The sequence below is a fragment of the Sulfitobacter sp. genome, from assembly GCF_041552635.1.
Classification (GTDB): Bacteria; Pseudomonadota; Alphaproteobacteria; order Rhodobacterales; family Rhodobacteraceae; genus Sulfitobacter.
Window position 1 is genome coordinate 1 of record NZ_JBFEKM010000157.1, and the last position, 9821, is coordinate 9821.

Annotated in this window: 9 protein-coding genes and 1 pseudogene; 3 read left to right on the forward strand and 7 right to left on the reverse strand. The window is 58.8% G+C overall.

Annotated elements, in window-relative coordinates; genetic code table 11:
• Window positions 1-180, forward strand: a 180-nt coding sequence (locus ABYT07_RS16275; protein ID WP_372993086.1) for a YeeE/YedE thiosulfate transporter family protein, incomplete at its 5' end; no start/stop codon positions are given.
• A 35-nt stretch (window positions 181-215) separates the two neighbouring features.
• Here the strand turns inward: ABYT07_RS16275 and ABYT07_RS16280 are convergent.
• Complete coding sequence (locus ABYT07_RS16280) at window positions 216-1499, reverse strand: DUF3422 family protein (protein WP_372993087.1); 1284 nt, start codon at window positions 1497-1499, stop codon at window positions 216-218.
• A gap of 198 nt (window positions 1500-1697) precedes the next feature.
• Here ABYT07_RS16280 and ABYT07_RS16285 point away from each other — a divergent pair, with 198 nt between their 5' ends.
• Window positions 1698-3119 (forward strand): MATE family efflux transporter, encoded by a 1422-nt coding sequence (locus tag ABYT07_RS16285; protein ID WP_372993088.1) that lies wholly within the window; start codon window positions 1698-1700, stop codon window positions 3117-3119.
• Here ABYT07_RS16285 and ABYT07_RS16290 read toward each other — a convergent pair.
• The 3 genes from ABYT07_RS16290 to ABYT07_RS16300 all read right to left on the reverse strand — a co-directional run bounded on the left by ABYT07_RS16290 (window position 3116) and on the right by ABYT07_RS16300 (window position 6860).
• Window positions 3116-3583 carry a hypothetical protein gene (locus ABYT07_RS16290; RefSeq protein ID WP_372993089.1) on the reverse strand — a complete coding sequence of 156 codons (468 nt, stop codon included), beginning with the start codon at window positions 3581-3583 and terminating at the stop codon, window positions 3116-3118. The genes ABYT07_RS16285 and ABYT07_RS16290 overlap by 4 nt on opposite strands.
• 249 nt (window positions 3584-3832) lie before the next feature.
• Window positions 3833-5272 carry an NAD(P)(+) transhydrogenase (Re/Si-specific) subunit beta gene (locus tag ABYT07_RS16295; RefSeq protein ID WP_372993090.1) on the reverse strand — a complete coding sequence of 480 codons (1440 nt, stop codon included), beginning with the start codon at window positions 5270-5272 and terminating at the stop codon, window positions 3833-3835.
• Window positions 5273-5285: 13 nt separating this feature from the next.
• The gene (locus tag ABYT07_RS16300; RefSeq protein ID WP_372993091.1) at window positions 5286-6860 is read right to left on the reverse strand and encodes a Re/Si-specific NAD(P)(+) transhydrogenase subunit alpha; all 1575 of its coding nucleotides are present in this window, start codon (window positions 6858-6860) and stop codon (window positions 5286-5288) included.
• A gap of 233 nt (window positions 6861-7093) precedes the next feature.
• Between ABYT07_RS16300 and ABYT07_RS16305 the strand changes: the two genes are divergently transcribed.
• On the forward strand, window positions 7094-7846 hold the full coding sequence (locus tag ABYT07_RS16305) for an SDR family NAD(P)-dependent oxidoreductase (RefSeq protein ID WP_372993092.1): 753 nt from the start codon (window positions 7094-7096) through the stop codon (window positions 7844-7846).
• A gap of 266 nt (window positions 7847-8112) precedes the next feature.
• On the opposite strand, the gene ABYT07_RS16310 is transcribed toward ABYT07_RS16305, so the two are convergent.
• The 3 genes and pseudogenes from ABYT07_RS16310 to ABYT07_RS16320 form a co-directional block, all read right to left on the reverse strand.
• Window positions 8113-8889, reverse strand: a complete 777-nt coding sequence (locus ABYT07_RS16310) for a gamma-glutamyl-gamma-aminobutyrate hydrolase family protein (RefSeq protein WP_372993093.1) — start codon at window positions 8887-8889, stop codon at window positions 8113-8115.
• A 79-nt stretch (window positions 8890-8968) separates the two neighbouring features.
• A complete protein-coding gene (locus ABYT07_RS16315; RefSeq protein ID WP_372993094.1) occupies window positions 8969-9391 on the reverse strand; it encodes a heme-binding protein in 423 nt (140 codons plus the stop codon).
• Between the two features lie 73 nt (window positions 9392-9464).
• A pseudogene (locus ABYT07_RS16320) lies at window positions 9465-9821 on the reverse strand (malate synthase G); the annotation flags it as partial.

Below are 9821 nucleotides of genomic sequence, written 5' to 3' on the forward strand. Positions count from 1 at the left end.
GCGGCGTTGATGGGCGTTGGCGGTGTTCTGGCCGGTGGCTGCACGTTGGGGGCCGGTCTGTCGGGTGTTCCGACCCTGTCGCTGGCAGCAATCCTTGCGATCGTGATGATCGGTGTGGGTGTTTTGGCGACACATGCCGTATTGCGCCGCACCCCGGTCGGCCAGCTGTCCCACGGCTGACCGAAGCAGGGCCAACGTACCAGCGGCGGGCCTTGCTAGATGATTTTACTGCGTAACCGGCGCAGCATCCACCAGACCAAAGCCACAACAACCGGCACGGCAAGGGCGGTCACCACCCCCTTGCCGATGCCGACCTGCTCGGCCAGTGGCGTGATCATATAGGCCGTCAGAGACACCGCGTAATAGCTGATCGCGACCACGGACAATCCTTCGACCGTATGCTGAAGCCGTAACTGCAGGTCAGAACGTTCGTTCATGCTGGCCAGAATTTCCTGGTTCTGGGCAGAGCGTTCAACATCCACCCGCGTCCGCAACAATTCAGATGCACGGATGGCGCGGGCCGAGATGGACTGCAACCGGTTTTCGGAGGATTTGACCGTACGCATGGCCGGCTCGTACCGCCGCATCATGAATTCGTCAAAGCCCTGCCGCGACATAAACCGCGCCTCGCGCAGCGCAGATATCCGTTGATTGACGATGGCCTGATAGGCCTCTGTGGCCCCGAAACGGTAGGATACTTCGGCAGACAAGGTTTCAAGCTGCACCGAGATGTCCAACAGCTTGTGCAGCGTGTCTTCGGCCATGGCATCCGAGGCACGCATACCAACCATCAGGTTGTTCAGCTGCTTGTCCAACGCATTCAGCTGCCCGCCAAAATCACGCACCTCGGCAAAACCCAACATCGACATGGATTTATAGGTTTCAATTTCGCAGAGCCGCTGAACGATGCGGCCAAGGCGTCTGTCACCGGTACCGTCAGACGCAAAGATCGCCATGCGCATGTGGCCCGCTGAATCAATGCGGAAATCGCTGGCGACCACGGCCGCATCGTCCAGCACCTTGGCGACGGCAAGGCTTTCGGGGACGAACCAGTCGCGCAGGCTCCCCGAGATCTGTTCGTTGGTATCGGGCCGCGTCACCAGCCGCAGCAAGATCGAGGTGATACGTTCCGCGTTCAGCCCCTTGCGCCAACTTTCCGGAAACACGTCGAATTCGGCCGGATCAAATGGCCGCTCGCTCAGCTGGTCGGAAAACACAGTATAGGTCACGAATTCCGTATGCTGTTCCCATTTCAGCGCGTATTTCCCCATCGGCCCATAGTAATGGGTCGCGTTTTCCGCAGGCAGCGGTGCACCGTAATGCTTCAGCAATGCTGAAAGGTTATCAAGGTCCACAGACCTATCGCGGGATGCCGCCTCGCCGGGGGCGCGCACGGCAAGATAGGCCGCAACATGCGGGGCGCTTAGCGACGGGAACGGGCGCGCGTGCAATTCACTGTTGAGCGAATAGCGCAAGGGGTGGTCGTTTATCGCTGCCATCTGGGTCCTCGTCATGCAAACCGGCGGTTTGTGACAAGATACTATAATCCGCCGCAAAGAACAGAAAAAAATGATTATTTCCATGGCCTTATGGTGTACCATTGAATACTGGCCGGACGCTGTGACGGGGAACACTCGCAAAGTGCGGACGCTGCACTAGGTTGACGGGCTTAGCGACAGATGGCGGAGCGGCGACCCATGGCAGACCAAGGTGATGAAACCACACAGCAAAAAAGCGGTCGCGACCTGACGGAAGGCCCCGTATGGCGCGCCTTGGCAGCCATGACTGCGCCGATGGGTTTTGGCATTTTTGCGGTACTAAGCGTCGGATTGGCCGATGCCTATTTTCTGGGCCAGATCGGCGGCACAGCGCTGGCTGCGGTGGGGTTTATCTATCCGGTGACAACCGCGATCACGTCGCTTTCGATCGGGCTTGGTGCGGGGGCGAATGCTGCACTTAGTCAGGCGATCGGTCGCGCAGATAGTGACGAAGCAACACAGCGGCTGGGACTGCATGCCATGGGCATTGGTCTGGCCTTGTCTACGGCGGTCGCAGGGGTGGTCTGGTTGATCTATCCCTATATTTTCCAAGCCATCGGAGCGGGGAACGAGGTTGCTGGAAGGATCGCGGAATACATGCCAATCTGGGCGCTTAGCTTTCCGTTTCTGGTGACGATGATGGTGACCAATGCGGTGTTTCGGGCCCATGGCGACAGCCTGACATCTTCCTGGATCATGGTGGTGGCGGCGGTGATCAATGTGGGGCTTGACCCGCTGTTGATCTTTGGGATGTGGGGCCTGCCAGAGCTTGGCGTTCAGGGCGCAGCCATGGCAACGCTTGCGGGGCGTGTGGTGGCCGTGGCCCTTGCGCTGTTCATCGCGTGGCAGCGTGGGTTGTTGGGCTGGTGTGGTGGGTTGTTTGACCGGATCGGATCCTCGGCCCGACAAATTCTGAACGTCGGCCTGCCTGCTGCGTTTTCGAATGCGATTAACCCGGCGGGCTTGGCCATGGTCACTGCGGCCGTCGCAACCGTGGGCGAAACTGCCGTAGCGGGGTTTGGTGCCGCGACACGGGTCCAAAGCATGGCGCTGGTCCCGCTGCTGGCGCTGTCCGCAGGGATCGGGCCTGTGGTGGGTCAGAACTGGGGTGCAGGTGCCAAGGACCGCGCCCAAGACGCCACCCGATATGCTTTCATGTTCTGCTTGGGCTATGGCGCTTTAGTTGCTGTGGTGTTGGGGCTTTTTGCCGAACCGATTGCCGGCATCTTCACCTCGGGCGAAGAAGACCGCAATTATGCGGCGACCTATCTGCGATTTGTGGGTCTGTCGCTGTTTGGCTATGGCATCGTGGTCACAGCTAATGCTGCTATGAATTCGCGCGACAAGGCGCTGTGGTCGATGGGCCTAAGCCTTGGCCGCATCTTTGTCCTGTATCTGCCACTTGCGTGGTTCGGGGCATTGACCCTTGGATATTGGGGCATCATTTTAGCGGCAATACTGGCCAATGTTTTGGCGGCATGGGGCGGGCTGGTCGCGGCGAAATCGACGGGGCTGCTGCGCACGAACAGTTGGGTGGTCGACCTGCCGCGCCAGATTTTGCCCCGCAACAAGCGCGCCTAAGCCATACGCCACACGCGCACTGCACGCCCAGCAAAGCTGCCAGCACATCCGCCAAGGATTACGGAAAGCGCCACAAGGAACCACGGATTAGCGATGATCGCGGGAGCGACCGCCTGCAGAACGCCCGCGACAAAGTTCGCCCAGAAAAGCGCCATCATCACCACCAGCGTCATGCTTTCGCCCGCAAGGCGCACCTTGCGTCCTGCACGGGCCAAGGTCCAACGTTTCTGCAAGTGGTGGCCGACAACGGCCCCTGCCCCATAGGCCAGTGCAAATAAGGCCCAGCCCCAACCGCTGCCTCCGACCGCATAGACAGAGCGCAGCGCGAGCACCCCCAAAAGCGGCAAGGCATAGACCAACACGACAGGGGCCTCGCGATTGCGCCTTGCCCGTAACCCGACAAGCAAAAGCACTACAAAAAGAGGCCAAACCCACAGGGGGGCACCGGTAATCAGGGATGTCATGTTGGAAGTCCTTTTCTGACGAGTTGATGAAAAGGAGAAATGACAGCTCCCGCTGGGGTTTACAGCACTGTTGCGCGAACTGACGTGTTGGCACCGTCAACGACACTGCATGTCATTCACGAAGCGCGGATAGCTGCGTCATAAAGCCGGGTCTTGAGGACGGTGTCGTGCCAGCAAAATGCAAAACGCCCCGTCATTCCTGACAGGGCGTTTCATGTCTTTAGCAAGGCCGTAAACCAGCCAGCTGGATCAGTCGATCAACGGCAGCAGCTTGTCCAAGCTGGCCTTGGCATCGCCATAGAGCATCCGCGTGTTATCCTTGAAGAACAGCGGGTTTTCGATGCCGGAATAGCCTGTGCCCTGCCCGCGTTTGGACACGATCACGTTCTTGGCCTTCCAGCATTCCAGAACCGGCATACCGGCGATGGGGCTGTTTGGATCATCCTGCGCAGCAGGGTTCACGATGTCATTGGACCCGATCACAATCGCCACGTCGGTGGACGGGAAATCATCGTTGATCTCGTCCATCTCCATCACGATGTCATAGGGCACCTTGGCCTCGGCCAGCAGCACGTTCATATGACCCGGCAAACGCCCCGCAACGGGGTGAATGGCGAAACGCACGTTCTTGCCTTGGGCACGCAGCTTTTTGACCAGCTCGCTGACCGCTTGCTGTGCTTGGGCAACCGCCATCCCGTAACCGGGGATGATGATGACACTGTCAGCTTCGTTCAGCATGGTTGCAACGCCGTCCACCTCGATTGCGACCTGTTCGCCTTCAACGGCCATCTGTTCGCCCGCAGGGCCACCAAAGCCGCCCAAAATCACGCTGACAAACGACCGGTTCATCGCCTTACACATGATGTACGACAGGATCGCACCCGACGAACCAACCAGCGCGCCGACAACGATCAACAGATCATTGCCCAGCGAGAAGCCGATCGCCGCTGCGGCCCAGCCCGAGTAGCTGTTCAGCATCGACACAACGACCGGCATGTCCGCGCCACCGATGCCCATGATCAGATGGTAGCCAATGAAAAGGGCCGCCAGCGTCATCAAGAACAACGGCATGAAGCTGCCTGTGTTGAAGTACCAGATCAACGTCAGCACCGCGACAGACGCCGCTGCGATGTTCAGAACGTGACCACCGGGCAGCTTTTCAGCCGAAGACGATACGCGGCCCGCCAGTTTGCCATATGCAATGACGGAACCGGTGAACGTCACCGCACCGATGAACACGCCCAAGAACAGTTCAACCCGCAGAATGCTCAGCTCGACACTGGTCTTTTTGGCGATCAACGCCGCGAAAGTGCCCAGTTCATATGGGTCACCACCAGCGGCGATGAAACCACCCACGCGACCGATTTCGAAATGCGCGATCAGACCGACAAACACCGCTGCCAGACCGACAAGGCTGTGCATCGCTGCAACCAGTTCCGGCATCTGCGTCATCTGCACCTTGGTCGCCAGCTGGTACCCGATGGCACCACCGCCGGCGATCAGGATCAGCGACAGGAACCAAAAGCCCGTCCCCGGCCCGATCAGCGTCGCTGCCACGGCCAAAGCCATACCGACAATGCCGTACCAGACGGCACGCTTTGCGCTTTCCTGTCCGCTTAGCCCGCCAAGCGACAGGATAAACAGGATTGCTGCGACCACATAAGCCGCTGTTGTGAAACCAAAATCCATGATCCCTGCCCCCTTAAGATTTCTGGAACATGGCGAGCATGCGCCGTGTCACGAGGAAGCCGCCGAATATGTTGATCCCACACATGAAGACCGACAAAGCCGCCAAAATAATCACCAAGAAGGACCCGGATCCGATTTGCATCAGCGCGCCCAGAATGATGATCGACGAGATCGCGTTGGTTACCGCCATCAAGGGTGTGTGCAAGCTGTGCGCCACGCCCCAGATGACTTGAAAACCGATGAATACCGACAGAACAAACACGATAAAGTGCTGCATAAAGCTGGCCGGTGCCACCAAACCAACGGCCAGCAGCAACGCGCCACCAATCGCCAGCAAGGTTACTTGGGACTTTGTCTGTGCCTTGAATGCCGCCGTTTCGGCCGCGCGCTTTTCTTCCGGTGTCAGCTCCTTGACCGCAGCCTTTTTCGGGGCCGCCGCAATCGCCGCCACCTTTGGTGGGGGCGGTGGGAAGGTGACTTCGCTTGCGTGGGCAATCGTGGCACCACGGATCACGTCATCTTCCATATTGTGATTGATCACACCGTCTTTTTCCGGCGTGAGATCGGTCATCAAATGACGGATGTTTGTTGAATACAAAGTCGAGGCTTGTGTCGCCATCCGGCTTGGAAAGTCGGTATAGCCGATGATGGTCACGCCGTTTTCGGTCACGACTTTCTCGTCCATCTTGGTCAGCTTGCAGTTGCCGCCCTTTTCCGCTGCCAGATCGATGATGACCGAACCGGGCTTCATCGCGGCGACCATGTCTTCGGTCCACAGCTCTGGCGCTTCGCGGTTGGGGATCAACGCGGTGGTGATGACGATGTCGACCTCGGGGGCCAGTTCACGGAACTTGGCCAGCTGTGCTTCGCGGAATTCCGGTGACGACACAGAGGCATAGCCGCCAGAGGCGGAACCGTCCTGCTGTTCTTCTTCAAAATCCAGATAGACAAATTCGGCACCCATGGATTCGACCTGCTCGGCCACTTCGGGACGCACGTCAAACGCATAGGTAATCGCACCCAAAGATGTCGCCGTACCGATCGCGGCAAGACCGGCAACACCGGCACCGACCACCAGAACCTTGGCTGGCGGTACTTTGCCCGCGGCCGTGATCTGACCGGTAAAGAAGCGGCCAAAGTTATTGCCCGCCTCGATCACCGCACGGTAGCCCGCGATGTTCGCCATGGACGACAACGCATCCATCTTTTGCGCGCGGCTGATCCGTGGGATCATTTCCATCGCAACGACGGTGGCACCTTTATCGGCAGCTGCCTTCATCTTTGCCTCGTCCGCGACGGGGCTAAAGAACGAGATCAGCGTCTGATCGCTCCGCAGCATTTTCATCTCGGCGTCATCAGGCACGCGCACTTTGGCAACCACGTCTGCGGCCTCCCAAAGGGCGGCGGCGGTCTTGACGACCTCTACGCCAGCGGCCTCGTATTTATCGTCGGCAAAGCCTGCCGCAGCCCCCGCACCGGTTTCAATGATGCAGTCATGCCCCAGCTTTTGCAGTTGCAGTGCTGAATCGGGTGTCATCGCAACGCGATGTTCCCCCGCAAACGTTTCTTTTGGCGTCCCGATCTTCAATCCAGAATCCCCCGTTACCTCTGCCGCATCCACCGTGGCGCAACATTATTACTCTGAGCAGTATCGCTTGGGTACCTATAGTACAAGACACAGGCCTGAGGTGAAGGCGCTTTCTGGGGTCAGATAGCGATAACAGCACAGTTTTTTATCATGCGACGTTGCGTGAATGTGACCGCCACCTTGCACCTGCTGGCCCCTGCCCCCAGCATGTCCCCGAAAGAACGGAGGACATTATGGATCTGAACGGAAAACACGCATTGATCACCGGCGGCGGCACAGGGATCGGGCTTGCCATTGCCCAAGACCTCGCGGCCAAAGGGGCCCACGTCACCATCACCGGTCGCCGCCAAGAGGTACTGGACGAAGTCGCAGGCGAAAACATGACCGGCATGGCGATGGATGTGCGCGACGAGGACGACGTGGTGGCAAAGATCGCCGCCGCAGTGGCCGCCCACGGCCCGATCCAGATCTGCATCCCCAACGCAGGCATCGCCGAAGGCAAGTCAGTGCATAAAACCGACATGGCCTTTTGGCGCAACATGATGGCGACCAATCTGGACGGTGCGTTTCTGACGATCCGCGAATCGCTGAAATCCATGCGCGAGACCGACTATGGCCGTGTCATTGCGATCTCGTCCATGGCGGGGCTGCGCGGGCTGCCCGGTGCCGCGGCGTATTCCGCATCCAAACACGGGATGATCGGCCTGGTGCGGTCCTTGGCCGAAGATTACATGGGCCAGCCCTATACATTCAACGCAATCTGCCCCGGCTACGTGGACACGCCCATTGTCACGCGGAACACGGCGTCCATCTCTGAACGCGCTGGAATATCAGAGGAAAAAGCCCGTGCGATCATGGTGAATTCCAACCCGCACAAACGGCTGATTGACGTGTCCGAAGTATCCGCGGCAGCGATGTGGCTGGTCGGGCCCGGTTCTCAAAGCATCAATGGGCAATGCATTCAGGTGACCGGCGGTCATATGTAGAAACCACCGCGTCGGTTTAGAGGGCATTAACCATAAGGCGATTAATCTCGCCTTATGGACGCCACCTTATCGGATCGCACAAAATGAAATGTCTTTTTCAAAGCCGCCGCAAACCGCCTGAAAACAAGGTCGATCCCAAGATATTGCAACATGGCGACGCGCCACTCTCGTTTGCATCGCCCAGTCAACAGGGCTTTACTTGGCGATCCCGGCGCAAACCCGCATCATCCCCTGCGATGCACCACTTTAACTTTGAAACACCCGTGTCACGCTGATTTCAGCAGGCCCTGCTGTTTGCCCTGAACCCACGCCCGTGCTGCAGCACCGAACCGTTCAAACAAGGGGCGCGATACCGGGTCGTTCGCCGCGTCCCATTCGGGGTGCCACTGCACCGCCAAGGTAAAGCCCGGCGCGTCTTTCACATAAATGGCCTCTGGCGTGCCATCATCGGCATAGCCGTCAATCACAATACGCGGACCGGCAAGCTTGATCCCCTGCCCGTGCAGGGTATTGGTGCGGACCTTGGCCGCGCCAAGCACCTCGTGAAACACGCCACCTTCGGTGAATCGCACATCATGGCGCAGTTCGAACTTTTCCTCGATCGTGCCATCAGGGGGCATCCGGTGGTTCATCCGCCCCGGCAAATCGCGGATCTCAGGGTAAAGCGATCCGCCCATGGCCACGTTGACCTCTTGAAAGCCGCGGCACACACCAAAGAATGGCTGGCCCCGTTCGACACAGCCGCGCACCAGCCCAAGGGCGATTGCATCGCGCGCCCGGTCAAAGGTGCCATGCGCCTCGGTCTCAGCCTCGCCATATTCTTCGGGGTGCACGTTGGGGCGCCCGCCCGTCAGCAAGAAACCATCGCACGTGTCAAGCAACTCAGCAATGGACACAAGCGATGGATCGCTGGGAATGATCAACGGCATACAGCCCGACACCTGTGCGACCGCGACCGTATTCATCGTACCGGCCGCATGGATCGGGTATTGATCGTTCAAAAGGCTGGTGTTGCCAATAATACCGATGACAGGACGTGACATATACAGCCTCAAACTAGATGATTAGCCAAAAGCTTATCGTGTCCTATGCGCGACCTCAACACCCCTTAAAGCGTCATATTTAAGCTTCGGCCGCCAATCCCGCCGCATCAATTCCAGCCAAAGCCGCTTCGAGATCATTATCCGATGTATCGCCCGTCACGCCAAGCGCACCAATGACAACGCCCGCATCATCCCGCAGCAAAACGCCGCCGGGAACAGGCACAACAGCGCCACCAAACACGCCGTTGACCGCCTGCATAAAATAGGCCTGCGCCTCGGCCCGTGCCATCTGCGCGCGCCCGGCCATACCCAACATCACCGCGCCGTATGCCTTGCCATGGGCAATCGCAAACCGCCCCGGTGCCGCCCCGTCTTCACGCTCGAACGCCTGAACATGCCCGCCCGCATCTAAAACAACGACCGACAAAGGCTTGAACCCCATCTCGCGGCCCTTTTTCAGCGTCTCTGCAATCATCAAACGCGCCTGCTCTAACGATACCATCAGTCTAAACCTTCTTCATTTTGCCAAATAAACTCCGGGGAGCGCGAGGGGCTGGCCCCTCGCTCCCATCCGATCAACCGTGCGCCGCTTTCAATTCAAGCCGCCGCGCATGCAACACGGGCTCTGTATAGCCCGAGGGCTGCACGCGACCCTTCATCACCAGATCACAGGCCGCCTTGAACGCGATCCCGTCAAACGACGGTGCCATCGGCTTGTACAACGGATCACCCGCATTCTGCCCATCCACCACGGCTGCCATCTTTTTCAGGCCGGCCATGACCTGATCCTCGGAGATCACCCCATGGTGCAGCCAGTTCGCCAGCGCCTGTGCAGAAATCCGGCAGGTGGCGCGGTCTTCCATCAAGCCCACATCATGGATGTCCGGCACTTTGGAACAGCCCACACCCTGATCAACCCAACGCACCACATA